Source organism: Anabaena sp. UHCC 0253 (assembly GCF_009712085.1).
In the GTDB taxonomy this organism is placed as follows: Bacteria; Cyanobacteriota; Cyanobacteriia; order Cyanobacteriales; family Nostocaceae; genus Dolichospermum.
Genome location: NZ_VILD01000003.1, coordinates 670,657 through 687,946, shown reverse-complemented (window position 1 = coordinate 687,946; position 17,290 = coordinate 670,657). Strand labels below are relative to the sequence as shown.

12 protein-coding genes and 1 CRISPR repeat array are annotated in these 17,290 nt (G+C 38.6%); of the genes, 7 read left to right on the top strand and 5 right to left on the bottom strand.

What is annotated here, in order from left to right; genetic code table 11:
* Positions 1–13 precede the first annotated feature (13 nt).
* Positions 14–485: a CRISPR direct-repeat array (repeat unit 37 nt; unit sequence GTTTCAATCCTCAATCACCTTTGTTGGTAATTGTCAC).
* A 228-nt stretch (positions 486–713) separates the two neighbouring features.
* From cas7c to cas5c, 3 genes are all read right to left on the bottom strand, one after another.
* Entirely contained in the window at positions 714–1,598 is an 885-nt protein-coding gene (gene cas7c, locus FJR38_RS11225; protein WP_168494244.1) for a type I-C CRISPR-associated protein Cas7/Csd2, read from the bottom strand.
* A gap of 118 nt (positions 1,599–1,716) precedes the next feature.
* Positions 1,717–3,351, bottom strand: coding sequence for a type I-C CRISPR-associated protein Cas8c/Csd1 (locus tag FJR38_RS11220; RefSeq protein ID WP_168494246.1), 1,635 nt, complete (start codon positions 3,349–3,351; stop codon positions 1,717–1,719).
* Positions 3,336–4,001, bottom strand: a complete 666-nt coding sequence (gene cas5c, locus FJR38_RS11215; RefSeq protein ID WP_168494248.1) for a type I-C CRISPR-associated protein Cas5c — start codon at positions 3,999–4,001, stop codon at positions 3,336–3,338. The genes FJR38_RS11220 and cas5c overlap by 16 nt, the downstream gene beginning before the upstream one ends.
* Before the next feature lie 38 nt (positions 4,002–4,039).
* On the opposite strand from cas5c, the gene cas3 reads away from it, so the two are divergent.
* From cas3 to cydB, 6 genes are all read left to right on the top strand, one after another.
* A complete protein-coding gene (gene cas3, locus FJR38_RS11210; RefSeq protein ID WP_168494250.1) occupies positions 4,040–6,064 on the top strand; it encodes a CRISPR-associated helicase Cas3' in 2,025 nt (674 codons plus the stop codon).
* A gap of 340 nt (positions 6,065–6,404) precedes the next feature.
* A complete protein-coding gene (locus tag FJR38_RS11205; RefSeq protein WP_168494252.1) occupies positions 6,405–7,118 on the top strand; it encodes a 2Fe-2S iron-sulfur cluster-binding protein in 714 nt (237 codons plus the stop codon).
* Positions 7,115–8,110, top strand: a complete 996-nt coding sequence (locus FJR38_RS11200; RefSeq protein WP_168537022.1) for a xanthine dehydrogenase family protein subunit M — start codon at positions 7,115–7,117, stop codon at positions 8,108–8,110. The genes FJR38_RS11205 and FJR38_RS11200 overlap by 4 nt, the downstream gene beginning before the upstream one ends.
* Positions 8,107–10,239, top strand: a complete 2,133-nt coding sequence (locus FJR38_RS11195; RefSeq protein WP_168537020.1) for a xanthine dehydrogenase family protein molybdopterin-binding subunit — start codon at positions 8,107–8,109, stop codon at positions 10,237–10,239. Before FJR38_RS11200 ends, FJR38_RS11195 begins: the two co-directional genes overlap by 4 nt.
* A gap of 319 nt (positions 10,240–10,558) precedes the next feature.
* The gene (locus FJR38_RS11190) at positions 10,559–12,004 is read left to right on the top strand and encodes a cytochrome ubiquinol oxidase subunit I (protein WP_168537018.1); all 1,446 of its coding nucleotides are present in this window, start codon (positions 10,559–10,561) and stop codon (positions 12,002–12,004) included.
* Positions 12,005–12,136: 132 nt separating this feature from the next.
* Positions 12,137–13,150, top strand: coding sequence for a cytochrome d ubiquinol oxidase subunit II (cydB, locus tag FJR38_RS11185; protein WP_168537016.1), 1,014 nt, complete (start codon positions 12,137–12,139; stop codon positions 13,148–13,150).
* A 241-nt stretch (positions 13,151–13,391) separates the two neighbouring features.
* On the opposite strand, the gene FJR38_RS11180 is transcribed toward cydB, so the two are convergent.
* The gene (locus FJR38_RS11180) at positions 13,392–15,080 is read right to left on the bottom strand and encodes a serine/threonine-protein kinase (RefSeq protein WP_168537014.1); all 1,689 of its coding nucleotides are present in this window, start codon (positions 15,078–15,080) and stop codon (positions 13,392–13,394) included.
* Positions 15,081–15,833: 753 nt separating this feature from the next.
* On the opposite strand from FJR38_RS11180, the gene FJR38_RS11175 reads away from it, so the two are divergent.
* The gene (locus tag FJR38_RS11175; protein WP_168494264.1) at positions 15,834–16,505 is read left to right on the top strand and encodes a PEP-CTERM sorting domain-containing protein; all 672 of its coding nucleotides are present in this window, start codon (positions 15,834–15,836) and stop codon (positions 16,503–16,505) included.
* A gap of 152 nt (positions 16,506–16,657) precedes the next feature.
* Here FJR38_RS11175 and FJR38_RS28450 read toward each other — a convergent pair.
* Positions 16,658–17,290, bottom strand: a 633-nt coding sequence (locus FJR38_RS28450; RefSeq protein WP_254449424.1) for a peptide ligase PGM1-related protein, incomplete at its 5' end; no start/stop codon positions are given.

The window sequence follows — 17,290 nt, the reverse complement described above, 5'->3', positions numbered from 1 at the left end:
TATATTTTTTATCGTTTCAATCCTCAATCACCTTTGTTGGTAATTGTCACTATTGGTTACAGGGTAAATAATGTTTCTGTATCGGGTTTCAATCCTCAATCACCTTTGTTGGTAATTGTCACAAAAGTAAGCCAAAATACATCAATAAACCCAGTAACGTTTCAATCCTCAATCACCTTTGTTGGTAATTGTCACTAAATATGAGATGTATGCTAGTCTTTTACTAAAGGGGTTTCAATCCTCAATCACCTTTGTTGGTAATTGTCACTTAAGTTATTTAGCTGTTTTGAGTGGCCATAACAGAGGTTTCAATCCTCAATCACCTTTGTTGGTAATTGTCACTAGTAGTCATTATTTTTTCTTTCTAGTAGATTTTTTGTTTCAATCCTCAATCACCTTTGTTGGTAATTGTCACCTAAAATTTCCGCAAATGAACAGGACTTAAACGGTTTCAATCCTCAATCACCTTTGTTGGTAATTGTCACTGCTGACCTCTCAAACCCTTGGAAATAAAGGATTTCCAGACAGATTTGCGCGAGCCACCCCATAATACCCCATTCCAGCCGACAGCACAAGAGCAAAAAACGCTGAAACCCTTACAGTGCAAGGTGCGCGAGGGTATACGATCGCCCATAACCTGAAATCCAGATAGTGCAAGAGTTTCCAGCTTAGTCATAGTCACTTCGATTTAACACCCACCCCCTCGCGCATTTTTAAGCCAACCTTGTCAAAGTTACACCATCAGGTAGTTTCAATTCATCATCAAACACCACTTGATAATCAGCAAAACTGCGGGGTACATTCACAGTAGATTCTATTTTTAGTTTATCAAACAACTCATGCACAGGAGCATTACCATATTTACTGGCATGACTAAAAACATACAAACCACGACAAGCCATAAAACCCCGTGCAGAAGAACGGTCAAATTCCCAAGCCTTCATTAAAGCTTGCCAAAACAATTCTAAATCACGTTCAGACACACAACCAGATTTTTCCGCCAAATGGGGATTATAAAACACATGAGATTTATACAAACCATAGGGTAAAACCTCCTTTCTCCCCATAGTTTTATTATCCTTTTTAGTACCATCTTTTTTAGCCGTTTCCTCAGTTGCAGCACAACGAGTAATACTCACAGATTGAGGAAAAACAGGATCAATACTGCGAGAAAAACTAATTTGCATGGGTCCCCAAACTTGACCAGCTTTTAAACCAGTAGAAAGCACAGCCCCAAACATTCTTAAATCATAAAAATTTTGCTGCATCCATTTTGCAACCTCTAATTGTTGTTCTGGTGTTCCTTCTTTTTGTGGTAAACCTACAGCAGTATAAGCGCGACTGATTTTTTCATTTAAAACACTTCCTTCCTCCACAAATATTTTATATTTTTCTGGTGTAGATTCATCTTTTCCAACCATCTCTACATAGTTTCTCACCTTGCGTTTTAAACAAGCATCAGTCACCAAACCTTGATTAGTTTGGGGGTCAACTCGCGGTTGATTTCCGGCATCTGGATCACCATTGGGATTACCATCAAGACAATCAAATAATAAAATTGCATCGTGTTTTTTTGTAGGGTCTAAATGTACAGTCATGATTTTTATTCCTCGTTATTTTTTCAGAGTTTTATTAGTGAAAATGTAGGGACATTCCATGGAACATCTTTACATATATAGCGGTTCTCGCTTGAGTAAGATACATGATCATCACTTCCTATTCATCTACTTCATCTACTGTTTTAGTAAAATACTCAGCCCGTTGTTGCCACCAACCTTGAAAAAACAAAGCTTGAGATTTTAAATCTAGAACTTCTGGTAGTTCAGAAATATTAAACTTCTCAAATTCTCTTGTGAGTAATTTTTTAGTTTTTATCTTTCCTCCTGCTTCTAAATGATAATGAGTACAACCATGACAAAGCCTAGCAAACACCTGAGTAGGAGTAGAAGATAAAGCCTTGAGACTACGCATGACATTAGTATTATCTTCACTCATCTTTTGAGCATCAATTTGGGCTTGGTGCATTAAAAAGGCAATTCTTCCCAAAATATAAGCATTGTCTAAAACTTTTTGGTCTGTGTTCATATTGTCTCTATTTGTCGCTAAATAAACTGCTAAACCTTGAAATCTAGGACGAGTAAAAGATTTTTCACTACATATCCTATCAATGATTCTGTAAGCATATTCATCAGGTAAACTTTCACCCAAAAAAGCAGCCTTAACTAATGCAGTTGCTATCCTATCAGTGTGTTCTTTAGCAGCATTCAAAAAAGCAGTATTGCACAACATCCAAATAGGACTAGGTGATAAATCATTAACTTGCTGACATTCTACAAACTGCCCAATAGAATCTTTGATTTTTTGGGTAGTAACTTCACTCCAACCACTAACGGAAATTCTGCCTTTATTGCCTTTGAGAATCGCTAGATAAAACTTACTAGATTTGAGATCTTCTAAGTTAAACCTTTTAGGACTATGGGGACTAGCAAAAATAGATTCAAAAGCCAGATTTTCCCAGATTTCAGGATTAATACCTTCCCCTTCTTCCTCACCCCAATAGACAAAAACCTGTTCTCCTAATTTATAGCGGTTGGTGTTACTATTCAATAAAAAATCTAAAGCCTTATGAAATCTGACAGCACTTGTAAAACCAATGGGAGCATTAATATTTCCATCCCAGCCATGAGACTGATAAGCAGCTTTATCAAAACTACTAATAGCAGCCCCAGAAGTAGAAGAACCAGGAACACCTTTAACCATCATCGGCATTTTCCGCCCCATTGTAGGAGTCTTTTCACCTGTTAATAAACAAACACCATCAACGGTATCTTGTTTACTAGCATAATAATTAGACCACCATTTTTGCATTGCGGGAATTTTGGTAATTTGCTTACCATTAAACATGAATACAAATCTATCCCGACACCAATCTATATTTGCTGCTGGTGGATAAGCTGCGGTTAACTCTGGTGTGATTTTCTCCACAGTTGTATTAGTGATAAAATCATAAACCGCTTTTACCGCTTCATGGTTAGTTTCTTGTAAACATCTTTCTAGAAGTTGTAAATAAAGTTGATGACGTTTTGCACCTCTATCTCCAGCACCAAAAACATATTCTCCCCCATCATCAATTAATAATGTTTCATCACCATTCCGCCGTAAATCTGGAACTAATATTTTTTTACCAAATTTAGGTTTACCCTTATCACCTTTTGGGGGTGTTTCCAAAACACTAAAACTCTCTAAAGGTAAATTAATTTGCCAATGACAAACACATTCACCAAAACCAATTGGCGTGAGTTTATTATCCTGTTCTAAAGCATTTCCTAGTTGATTTAATTCTCGTAACATACTCGCCCATCTCTCATGATAAAGTGAGCAAATTCTGTAACCACATTACCCTTAACAAAACCTTCAGAAGTCTGCCAAGAAACAGCCCCTTTTTTATCAGGAATAAAGTGCATTTGTTTAGGCATTAATCCTAAATCTAATTCCCCTTTTAACTCCGGTGCGGGTTTATCTTCTGCGGAGGGAAAACCAAAATAGGCTATATATTCTCGACAGCCAAAATATGGCTGCTTAAAACATTGTCCTTTTTCAATTCTGCGTTTTATTTGGGCTGCATATTTATTAGATAAATCTTCCTCAGTCTGTAAATCAAAGTTGAAATCAACGATATAAGCAACATCACGTAATATGACATGATTTCTTTGAGCGCGATCGCTCACAGCCGTGTATCCACCTATACCATCATTCTTCATCCATTTTTTAGCATTTCCATAGATTTGTTTGGACTGCACCATGTTACGGTGTATAGTGAATGTACTAATTGGATTTAATACCGTAATATAATTAATCTTGTACTTAATCTCTGGTTTCCAGAAAATAGACTCCAGTACACCAACAGCCGCAGTAAAGGGCATTACCTGGTAACTGTGCGGTTCAGCTTTAAATTCTGGTCTTGTAAATAATGCCCACTCACCCCATATTTTTAACTGCATAGTCTAGACTAAAAACATTTTATTAATTATAGATACGAATGAACTACTTAGCAAGAATTACTCCTGATAAATGCGAACAACTACTAGCAGAACATTTACACAATGTGGCTGAAATGTCTGCAAGTGCTGTACCCCAAGAATTTCAAGCTGTAGCCAGATATGCAGGTTTATGGCATGACTTGGGTAAATATCAGCACAAATGGCAGGAATATCTCAAAAATAACGGTAAACGAGTTGTACACTCTCCACATGGTGCAGTTTTAGCGTTACAAATGGCAAAAAAAGAACCTCCAGCAATGGCTTATATTATTGCTGGCCATCATTCTTGTCTATCTGAACGGTTAAGAATTAGAGGAAATGAATATAAACAATTAGCAGCAGGTTTAGAAGAATGTTTGGAAAATGCTCAACAAGAAATTGCTGATTTTATACCTGAACAATTACCAGATATTAATTTACCTAAATTACGCCGAGAATTTGCTATTAGAATGTTATTTTCTGTCTTAGTTGATAGTGATAGATTAGACGCTCAAAGATTTGAAAATTCTCTAAAACAAGAAGATTTTACATATACTTGGAATCATGATTTAAATTTATCAAATTCACAAAATACAATTAGTATAGCTAGAAAAATTTTTGCTCAACATTGTACCAACAAAAGTGAATTACCAAAAGGAATTTTTAGATTAACTGGACCTTGTGGAATTGGTAAAACCATTGCTAGTGCTAATTTTGCTTATTTACACAGTCAAAAAAATCAAATGTCCGGTATAGTTTACGTAGGACCCCTAAAAAGCATCATTGAACAAACAGCAGATGTTTATCGGCAATTATTTGGAGAAACAGCAGTATTAGAACATCATTCAGGATATGAACCAGAATTAGCAGAAGTTAAAGAATATAAATTAAATACAGAAAGATGGGATAAACCCGTAATTGTCACCAGTGGAGTACAGTTTTATGAAAGTTTATTTGCTAATCGTCCTACAAAATGCCGTAAATTACAAGGTTTAATCAATAAAGTTATTTTATTAGATGAATCTCAATCTATTCCAGCTAATTTAGTCCGGCCAATATTAAATATATTAAATACCTTAGTTACAGATTGGGGATGTACAATAGTATTGATGAGTGCTACACAACCAGCTTTTCATAACCTTGATGATGATTTAATTAATGTTGTTGATATTATTCCCGAAGATGAAACTACGAGATTATTTCAACAACTTAACCGTGTTGATTATCAATACATTTTAGATATTTGGGAATGGGAAAATATAGTTTCTAGTATTCAAGAATCTGGATTAAATCAAGGTTTAATTATTGTCAATACTACAAAACTAGCTGGAGAAGGATATCAAATACTATCGGAAAAATTTCCAGAAAAATGCTTTCATCTTAGTTCCCGAATGTGTCCTGCTCATCGTTCCCAAATTCTTACCAAAGTGCGACAATTATTAAAAGATGAAAAACCCTGTTTTTTAATTAGCACTCAAGTTATAGAAGCTGGTGTTGATGTGGATTTTCCCATAGTTTATCGTCAACTTGCACCTTTAGATTCTATCATTCAAGCAGCGGGAAGATGTAACCGAGAAGGTAAACAAGACAAAGGTAATGTAATTATTTTTAATATGTCATCTTCCAACCCACCCGGATATATTTACCGGACTAATTTAACTAAAAAGATATTAGCAAAATATGACTTAAACGGTGATATATTACCTATTATTCAAATGTATTTTAGTAGTTTATTCAATCAGAATCATGATGGTGGTGTAGATATTCAAAAACTAAGAGAAAGTTATGATTTTCCTGAAGTTGCTAAATCAGTGAAAGTGATTGATGATGAACATCAAACATCTGTAGTTGTCAAATGGGGAGATAGTGAAAAATTAATTGCCCAAATGCAAAATCAAGAATATTTAACAGAATTAGATTGGCGAAAATTACAACAATTTACCGTAAATATTCCTAAAAATGATAAATTTACCAATTATACCCAAATCGGAAAAATTGATGTTTGGATAGGAGATTATGATCAAAAAATAGGAATTATGGAATGATATGATTAAACTTTATTGAATAAGTCTTTTCGTGAAGGATAGGAGTCAGGAGTCAATACTGTTCGGTTAAGAGATAGTGCAACCCAACAAAAATCCGTAAATGTTGGGTTTCCTAACGTCAACCCAACCTACGTGATTTAATGTTTTTAGGTTAACAGACAAGTATTGAGTCAGGAGAAAGAAGAAAAAAGGAATCACCTGTCACCTGTTAATTATTTTCAGTCAATTCATTTTAACCTGTGGATTTAGCAAGCCCTAACTACCGTGGATGAAGACAGAAAGAAACGTCAAATAGTAGAATGTCTAAAGTTGTCTAAATCGTATATAGCAGGCAGCAATCATGGAACAATCCGACAAAAAGCCAGGGAAAACATCCCGACGTGGGTTTCTAGGACAGGCACTTACTACAGCCGGAGCAGCAATTACTGTTCCTTCATTGCTTAATCAAGGAAGCGTAGCCAAAGAAACTAATCCAGGAGGCAAAGGTGAGATGAATGTGACACTGAATGTCAATGGTGAGCAACGCGCCCTAACTGTTGAGCCGCGTGTTACCCTCCTTGATGCCCTGCGGGAACGCTGGGGATTAGTGGGGAGTAAAAAAGGCTGTGATCATGGACAGTGTGGCGCTTGTACCGTACTTATTGATGGACAACGAGTTTATTCTTGTCTTTCCTTGGCAGTCATGCAGGAAGGAAAAAAAATTGTCACCATTGAAGGACTAGCAACAGGGAATACTCTCCACCCCATACAAGCTGCCTTTATTGACAACGATGGGTTTCAGTGTGGTTACTGCACACCGGGGCAAATCTGCGCTTCTGTGGCTTTACTAGAGGAAGTTAAACGCGGTTGTGCCAGTGCTGTTACCTCAGATTTGAATAATCCTCCCCAGTTAGCTCAACTTTCAGAAGCGGAAATCAAGGAGCGATTGAGTGGGAATCTCTGTCGGTGTAGTGCTTACAATGGGATTGTCGCCGCAGTCCAACAGGCCATTGGTCAAAAACCCCCTTCCCCCATGGCAAATGTGATGGTTTCTGAGGGAATACAAGCATCATGAATAACTTTACCTATATTCGCGCCACTTCAGTCAAAGATGCCGTCAACCGAGCGGTAGCCGATGATAATGCCATGTTTATTGGTGGAGGGACAAATTTAGTCGATCGCTTGAAAGCCTTTTTAGACGAACCATCACAACTGATTGATATCTCTCGGTTGCAGATGCAAAGCATTGAAAAAATGGCTAATGGTAGTTTGCGAATCGGGGCATTGGTGACAAATACGGCTTTAGCTGATCATGCCGATATCCGCCGCAATTATCCCATATTAACCAGGGCAATTCTCTCCGGTGCATCTCAACAAATTCGCAATATGGCCACAGTCGGGGGAAATCTCTTACAAAGAACTCGTTGCCCTTACTATTACGATACTGCCTTTCTTTGTAACAAAAGAGCGCCGGGAAGTGGTTGTGCCGCCGCAACAGGGATTAATCGGATGCACGCTATTTTAGGTGCTAGTGATCAATGTGTGGCAGTTCACCCCTCGGATATGTGCGTGGCGCTGGCAGCTTTGGATGCTGTGGTAGAAGTAGAAGGTTCTCAGGGTAAACGGCAAATTCCCTTTGTAGATTTCCACCGTCTCCCAGAAAATACACCCCAGCGAGATAGTAATTTAACACCAGGTGAATTAATTAGCGCCGTAATTTTACCACCTGTATCCTTTGCGAAATCTGGAGTTTATTTAAAACTGCGCGATCGCACTTCTTACTCTTTTGCTTTAATATCAGTAGCAGCGGCTTTAGAATTGGCTGGGGAAAAAATTAAAGATGTCCGCTTGGCTCTAGGTGGAGTCGCACATAAACCTTGGCGAGCCACAGCAGCAGAAAAGTTTTTAATAGGTAAATCGGCAGATATCGCCACATTTACACAAGCTGCAGATATCGCTTTACAAGGAGCAAAACCCTTGGCTGATAACGGTTATAAAATTGAACTCACAAAGCGGGCAATTCGTCGCGCCCTCAAGGTTTCGGCTCAAGGAGGAGGCATCGTATGAATAATACAATAATTGGGACTGGCATTAACCGCAAAGATGGACAAGCAAAGGTAACAGGTACAGCAACCTACGCAGCCGAACATCAAATACCCAATTTAATACATGGTTATCTCGTAACTGCTAGTATCGCCAATGGGAAAATTAAAAGTATCAACACCCAAGCCGCAGCAACAGCACCAGGGGTAATTACCGTTTTCACCCATAAAAATGCCCCGAAAATTTTTAAGCCCACTAACAACTTTGTCAACTCCAAAATCTACGAAGCACGGCTACCATTAGCAGATGACACAATTCATTATGCTGGGCAGATTATTGGCTTAGTAGTAGCAGATACCTTTGAACAAGCAAGAGACGCAGCCCATTTAGTTAAAGTTGAATACACCACCCAAAAACCCATTTTAGACCCCAAACAAGCTACCTTTAAAAATGCTCCTTCCATGTTTGGGGAAGAAATGAAATTTGAAAAAGGGGACTTTGCCACCGGGAATTTTGCCGATAGTATGGCAGGTGCAGCAGTAAAGATTACAGCTACCTACAAAACAGCCACAGAACTGCACGCTCCAATGGAACCTCATGCCATTATTGCTCACTGGCAAAATCCCGATTCCCTGACTGTCTATGAAGCAACTCAGTGGGTAGCTGGTAGCCAGAACACATACTCAGAACTTTTTGGACTCACACCGGAGCGAGTACGGATTGTTACGCCATTTTTAGGGGGAGGATTTGGTTCTAAAGCTTTTCCCTGGCCTCATGGAATTCTCTGTGCAGCAGCGGCTCGGAAACTTCAGCGGCCTCTGAAAGTAGTTCTCAGTCGCCGACAAATGACAGCCAATTCTGGACACCGTTCGGCAACTGAGCAAACAGTTCGTTTAGCCGCAAATGCTGATGGTAGTTTGCAGGGAATTGAACATACTGCTAAATCCTATACTTCCCCAGTTGATGTTTTTGCTGAACCCTGTACAAATATCACCGCAGTTATGTATGCTGCCCCAAATCTGCGCCTCCAGCAAGAACTAGCAGTCATGAATATCGGTACACCCACATTTATGCGTGCGCCTGGAGAAAATCCTGGTTTATATGCCCTAGAGTCAGCAATGGACGAGTTGGCCTGGGAGTTGGGAATAGATCCCATAGAACTACGGTTAAAAAACGAAACTAAGGAAAATCCCCGGCGTGGTTTACCTTTCTCTGCTAAACATTTTGCGGAATGTCTGCGGGTGGGTGCAGAACAATTTGGTTGGCAAGAAAGACCGAAAAAACCTCGTTCCCTGACTCGTGACGGTAAATTAATTGGTTGGGGAATGGCTGGTTGCACTTTTCCCGGTTTACGAGGTGCAGCTTCGGTCAAAATCAGACTTTTAGCAGATGGTACGGCTCATGTTCTCACCAGTGGGAATGATATGGGTACGGGTGCATATACTATTGTGGCGAGTACAGCAGCGGCAGGTTTAGGACTACCTGTGGAAAAGGTGCGGGTGGAATTGGGTGACTCTCTATTCCCCAATGGTAGTATTGCCGGGGGTTCACAAATGACTGCAACCTTAATTCCTGCGGTAATGGTAGCTTGTGAGGAAGTTCTCAAAACTGCCCAAGCTAAAACTGCCCAGGAGGCTTTTGCAAGTCTGCGTCAATCTCAACGGGCAGCTTTTGAAGCAACAGGCTCTTCTGCTCCTGGTCAAGAGGGTAGTAAATGGGCTTTCCAGTCCTGGGGCGCACATTTTTGCGAAATCAGTCTCGATGAGGAAATCGGGCGCTTACAGGTGACTCGGTGGGTGTCTGTGATGAATATTGGTAAGGTGATGAACGCAAAAACCGCAGCTTCTCAAATTCGGGGGGCTGTAATTATGGGGATTGGGCAAGCTTTGATGGAGGAGTGCCATTTTGATCCCAATATCGGTTATCCGGTGGTTTATGATCTGGCTACTTACCATTACCCAACTCATGCAGATATTCCCCGGATTCAAGTCTCTTTTGTGGGTGAACCGGATTTGAATTTTAATCCAGCGGGGGTTCGTGGTGTGGGGGAAATTGGGATTACAGGTGTTGCACCAGCGATCTCTAATGCCATCTATCATGCTACAGGTAAACGTATTCGTGATCTACCAATCACACCTGATAAGTTTTTATAACCCACTCTTGCAACATAATCAATAGACATTTGGTGGTAAAGACGTTCTATGGAACGTCTTTACAAGCGCCTTCGACTCTACCTAACGGTCTGTCAAATACATTTTGAGAAACAAACCACGAAGGACGCAAAGAGCGCGAAGGAAGAAGGAAGAAGGAAGATTATTTACCCGTCAAAATGTCTTTGATAGACTACTAGTTCAAAAGGAATAAAAATACCCAATATTTGAGAAATCCGGGCTGAAGTATAGACTTTAGAGGTATTCGCATTAATATCTAACCTTTATCCTAGAAAGGATAGCGAGCTAATGGAGAGAATTCGTGGAATTTTTATCCGATTCCGTTGTGTTATCACGGATGCAATTCGCACTCACGGCAATATTTCATATGCTTTGGCCTGTCCTGACTACAGGTATGGGTATCTATCTGGTGATAGTTGAAGGATTATGGCTGAAAACTCGTAACCCAGATTATTACTTACACGCCCGTTTTTGGTCAAAGTTCTACGTCCTTAATTTTGGGATTGGTGTAGCTACTGGTATACCAATGGAATTTCAATTTGGGACGAATTGGGCCCCGTTCTCGGAAGCTGTAGGTAACTTTTTTGGTAGTGTAATTGGCTTTGAAGCATCTTGGGCATTTATGCTGGAAGCTGCTTTTTTAGGTATTATGTTATTTGGTTGGGAGCGTGTCAACCCAACGATTCATTATCTTTCCACAATTTTGGTAGCTGTTGGTGCTAACCTCTCAACTTTATGGATTTTAACCGCTAATTCTTGGATGCAAACCCCCGCAGGTGGAGAATTAGTTGATGGTAAATTTGTGGTTCATGATTATTTTCAAGCAATTTTAAATCCTTTCATGGTTAATAGTGTGCTGCATATGTTTTTTGCCACACTGGAAACATCTTTATTTGTGATTGGGGGAATTAGTGCTTGGTATATTTTGCAAAGACGAAATACAGCTTTCTTTTCTAAGTCTTTGAAGATAACTATAGCAGCAGCGATCGCAGTTGCACCATTGCAAATATATATCGGACATCTCAGCGGTGAACAAGTTTATCACTATCAACCCACAAAATTAGCCGCAATGGAAGCACAATGGAATTCTTCACCTGCGGGAAAACCTGCTGACTGGAGTTTATTAGCTATTCCTAACGAAAAAGCTGAGAAAAACGACTGGGAAATTACTATTCCCAATGGACTAGGTTATATTCTCGAATTTAAACAAAATCTTTCTGAACCGCTACGAGGTTTAAAAGAATGGAAACCCGAAGATAGACCAAAAATGGTAGGTTTAATTTATTATTCCTTCCGTGTCATGATTGGTATTGGTTTTTTCTTTGTTGGTTTAATGTTATTCAGTACCATGCAATGGTTACGGGGTAAACTTTCAGCCGACAATATTAGTCAGCAAGGTTGGTTAATGTGGGGTTGGGTTTTCGCTGCACCTTTAGGTTATATTGCTGTGGAATCAGGTTGGATTGTCCGCTGTGTGGGAAGACAACCTTGGGTACTTTATGGACAAATTCGCACTGTAGATGCAGCTTCTAATTTACCTGCTAGTAATGTGTTGGTTTCTCTTTCTGCTTTTGCTACAGTTTACAGTATTTTATTTATTGCGGCTTTGTATTTTGGTAGTCGCATTATTCGCAATGGTCCAAATTTTGATTTACCAATTCCTGGGGTAGAAATTACTAAACCCGCAATAGATACCACACCTGGAGAATTTACACCAGATGAACGTCCTATAGAAGCACAACAATAAAATTAGGATTTACGCAAAAGCAGCGGAAAAATGAACCACGAAGGTACTAAGAACACGAAGGGAAGAAAGTTTAAAAGGTATTTTGCGTATGACTCCTTCTTCCTGAATACTAAGCCCTAAATAAAGCAATTTATGGAAACATTACAATATTTTCTTCCCCAAGTTTGGTTTGTGATTTTAGCTTTATTTCTCTTTCTCTACGTCATGTTAGATGGTTTTGATTTAGGCGTAGGAATATTATCTCTCACTTCTTCTGATGAAGAACGTCGGGGGATTTTGATGACAAGTTTAAGTAATATTTGGGATGCTAATGAAACTTGGTTAGTTCTCATGGCTGGAGGTTTATTTGGCGCATTTCCTCTGGCTTATGGCACAATTTTAAATGCTTTATATATCCCAATTTTGGTAATGATATTCGGCTTTATTTTTCGGGGTGTAGCCTTTGAATTTCGGGAATTATCCCGACGCAAATTATTTTGGAATTTGGCTTTTGGTGCAGGAAGTTTTACGGCTGCACTCGGTCAAGGTTTTGCGTTAGGTGCAGTTTTACAAGGTGTTAATGTTGATAAAAAAGGGCATTTTATCGGTAGCACTTGGGACTGGTTAAGTTTACCTTCAATATTAGTAGCTTTAACTTTAATTCAAGGCTACGTTTTGATTGGTTCTACATATTTAATTTGGAAAACTACAGGAGAATTACAACAGACTCACTATAAAACTGCAAAACTTGCAGCTTGGACAACTTTAATCGGGGCAATTTTGATTACAATTACTACACCCATAATTTATGAAGGTGCGAGAATGCGGTTGTTTCAAAAGCCATTAGTTTATATCTTTGCGGTAATTCCTGTTTTGGGAATATGGTTAATTTGGCAACTATTACAAAGTTTAAACCGCAAGGAAGAACGCGCACCTTTTGTCTGGACTATTTTGTTATTTGTTTTGACATTTCTGGGTTTGGGTTTGATTGTTTTTCCCTATATTATCCCCAGACAAATTACAATTTATGAAGCTGCTGCTGATCCTAGTTCCCTAGTAATTATGATCATTTTTATCGGTTTCTTGATTCCGGTGATGCTGTTTTATAATCTGTATCAGTATATTGTCTTCCGAGGTAAGGTAACTGGTGACGAGTACGGAGAATGAAACACCAAATATAAAGAAATAATTAAGAATATACAAAACTTATATAAATTGTTATTACAGAACTATGCAAAAGGGAATAAAGAATGTATATTAGTCTCAACTTAGTATACCGAAAGATTTATAGTCTACCAAATATGGGATACCCCCAGTTCACATGAAAAGGAACTGGGGGTATCTGTGTTTTGGGGACTAGGTTGGGCGCAGACCCTGCGCCCCTACCTCCTGACTCCTTCCATAATTGTCATCTCCAACCTAGCCAGCGTAAGCAGGGGATAATTAGGTAATAGCTTAGACTTAAACAAAAACTGATTAAGATACTCACCAAGCTGAAAAAACCTATGGCTGGGAAGATGTCAAAGCCTGTGGGTATATTGGAAAAATGGAATAAACTTAGTGATACTTGGAAACGAATTAAAACGGCGAGGATATTGGCGCTACCCAAACCAGCAATTACAGCGTAAGCTAATTGATGAGTGCGAAGCCCTAAACCCAGGGTTAATAAGGGAAATGAAACTAAAATCCAGGTTACTAAGTTTTCGGCGTTGCTAGACGATGTAATAAACTGACAAACTAACCAGCCTAAAGCATAACCTAGAAAACCCATGGAGGCTGACATCAAAAATCGGCGTTTTTGTCCAAAACAGCCGGATAAAGTCAATCCCCATGCAGTTCCCAAACCTGCAAAAGCATAAACTATCGTTTCTGATGCTATATAAGGTTGATTTTTAACTAATGTTGGTAATTGATAGGACAATAATTCTAGCCAGCGATCGCCTAAATTAGTATAATAAGCCAAAGTAACTCCAACAATAGTACCTATTCCCCCACAGATACTGCTCAAAATCATCACCCAAATTGTCGCTACACAGGCTAATAAGGATTTAAAGATACTCTGAATGATTAATAAAGTGGTATTACTAATAGCTTGAGTAAATTCAGTTACTGATTTGACTATAAATTTCCCTGTACTGCTAAATAGTCCTTCCCGTGGTGGTGGGGAAGCAATTTTGAGTAATCTTTTGTGAATAATAGCTGCATGGGCTGGACGCAATTTCACGTCTTCTTGTACCATTTCATCGAGTAAATCGGCTAAATTTGGGTTAATTGTCCGATAACTCCGCCAGCGTAATTCCCCTGTCAAACTATCTTCCAAATCTGACGGATACTTACCTGTTAGCAGTTGAATCATTGTCCGTCCCAAAGCATAAAAATCTGCCACAGGACCAACATTACCGCCGCGAATTTGTTCGTGAGGGCTATAACCGGAAGAGTATAATCGTGTAGAAGTGGGATGCGATCGCAAAACTGAACCACTAAATTGTTTAGCACCGCCAAAATCAATTAACACCAATTGATCATCCTTAGCGGGTGTTGCAGGCGTGGAAGTACGCAACATCAAATTAGAAGGTTTAATATCCCGGTGAATAATTTGACGTTTATGTAACTCCTGCAAAATCTGTACAGTTTGGATAAACCACTGCACTACTAAATCTTCTGAACAACCTTGAGGAGAACTTCTCAATACTTCCTCTAAAGTATATCCATTAATTTTTTCCATCACCAAACAAGGTAATTGATGAGGTTTAGGACTAACTAAATTGACTTGAAAGTAACCATCAGCATCAACTTTAGGCACACCAAGATTACGGAAACTACTGAGGACTTCCGCTTCTTGAATGAACAATTCTAGCGCCTTGGGTGAAGTTTCTACCAGCACCTTCAGCACTTTTTCTGTTTGTGTCTTTTCATCCCAAATCGTGTAAATTTGGGCAAATCCCCCCGCTCCTAATGGTTGAAGAGGGAAATAACGGTCTAATAGATGCAACGGTGCGCCACAACTGTTACAGAATTTGTTTCCCCAGGGTTGAGGATAAGGACGCTGACACCGAGGATTTATGCAGTGAACCGCACTCTGAGTTATCTGGGTCAAAACCACGAAAATACAAAGGCTGGATCGATTTTAGCGTCTATTTCACTTTAGTTCTAGATATTTCTGTGAATCAAGCACAAAACTTTGATGTTCAAGCTTTTCTACGGAAAGTTACAGGGTAGATAGTATTGTATAAATAATACAGTGATTATCTTCAGTTATTACGAGTCAGAATCTGTGATTATTACAACTTAATATAGCGATATGCACTCTTTGTGAGATACAGTCAACCAATCGCAAACTCTGTAGGGGCGCAGGGTCTGCGCCCTCGATTGTATTACTAGGGATAACCGCTATAAAATACTAGCTTATTAACTTCATCAGGATTAGGTAAGCACATAATTAGTCTTTTCCGTGACCTGATTACCGAAAATTCATCCAAAATTTAATAAATTCACAAATAACAACTTTTTATTTGCAGGGGTGAAAGTTACTGAAAATAAGTCTTTTTACTGAAATTTAGCTATAAAAAAGTATTTTAGCCCGTGTATCTAATTATATTTTTTCTGTGAAGATAGCAATAAAAAGTTGACTACACTACTAGGGCTATGACACTATCTTTTCAGTGAAGATACTGAAAAAAGCCAATCACAACATTATAGGAATCGTAAAGATATCTGAAAGACATTTAAGTAATGTAGGCATGAACTACCATAGACAGGTCTAGTAAGACTTAGTATTACTGATGTACATTTCAAATTCTATTCCTATATTCAGAATAAACTCCAGTATTGATTTTAAGGAATAAATTGAATGACAACTTTAAGCGTATTTAAGAGAATTTCGGTATTAGCTGCTACATCTGTAATAGCAGTCACGGTTACTACAGCAAAAGCATCAGCTACCACCTTCTACTTAGGAAATGGGATTGACTTACCTGAAATAAAATCCAGCGTTAGCTACACTGAAGACGGTATTTCCTTATTAGCAACAGGAACTCAAAACAGCGGTGCATCGAGAAATATTTACCAAAGTACATTAGGGCTAGGAGTTACTAGTAGAAATAGTGTAGTTACTAGTGTTCTTAGTGGGGACAATCAGATTAATGGGGGAGTTACCCTTGGGGAAACACTCAACTTGACTTTTAGTCACACTGTAAAATTGCTGTCTACCACTTTTAGTCGTGTCGGCAGCAATGACAGTTTTAAACTATTGGTAGATGGAAATCACTATATTTCTGCTAATATTCCCGGTGGTAATTTCTTAGACTTTGATATTAGTAAGTTCACCTTTACCCCTTCTCCAACAGGCAATATTTTCGGATTTAGTGTTACCGATGGCAACGATGACTATTTAGTAAAGTATGTTGAGGTTGCTAAAGTTCCTGAACCTGCTTCTATGTTAGGTTTCTTAGCTTTTGGTGCTATGGGTGCAGGTTCTATGATCAAGCGCAAACAGCAACAAAAAACAATATTAAAAGCATAACTTCACAACTTTAACTATTAACAAATCTACTTAATCAAGATTCAAAAATTAACCGTGTTTTTCCTAGTGGAAAGCTCGGTTATTTTTTCATCCTCTCTAAGAGTATCTGTTTCAGTTCAACATCATGCTAAATTGACAAATGATGATCTCAATTAACAACTATATCCATCTCCAGTCATAGGAAAATTATAATCAGAAAATATAGCATGATTGTGATGATCACCGCTAGTTTCGTGATCAAGAACTTCCACAACTTTGTTATAAATGTCTTCCGCTTCTTCGGGAGAATCACCAATACTTGTTAATCCTAATTTGCCAAATTGGGAAAGACAACCCATCAGATGAAAAACCGTACCTGTTTCTGTGCCACTATCAAAATGTAATCTGTGGTGAGCGATAATATCCATTAAGTCATTAGGTAATAATCCCTGATAACTAGCTTTTTGTAAATTGTCTGTGGCAATATAATATTTAGGTCTACCTTGCTGACTATAAAATAAACCAGTGGACAAATCATAACGTCCATTAGTTAATAACTTTAAAGTCATAAATGGGTGAGTTGTACCACCTTTACGGAGATTAATTTCAATTGCTTGAATATCCCATTGACCATTACCTTTGTCAACAGTGATAAAATCAGCACTAAATCTTTCCAAAGCCCCTTTTTCTGCTAATTTTTTACCAACCCTTAAACCTAATTCCTGTAATTCACAACGATAATTTTTATCAGCAGGAAAACGACAACCTACATAAATTTGTCCGTCTGGTCCGCCTAAAATTTGATC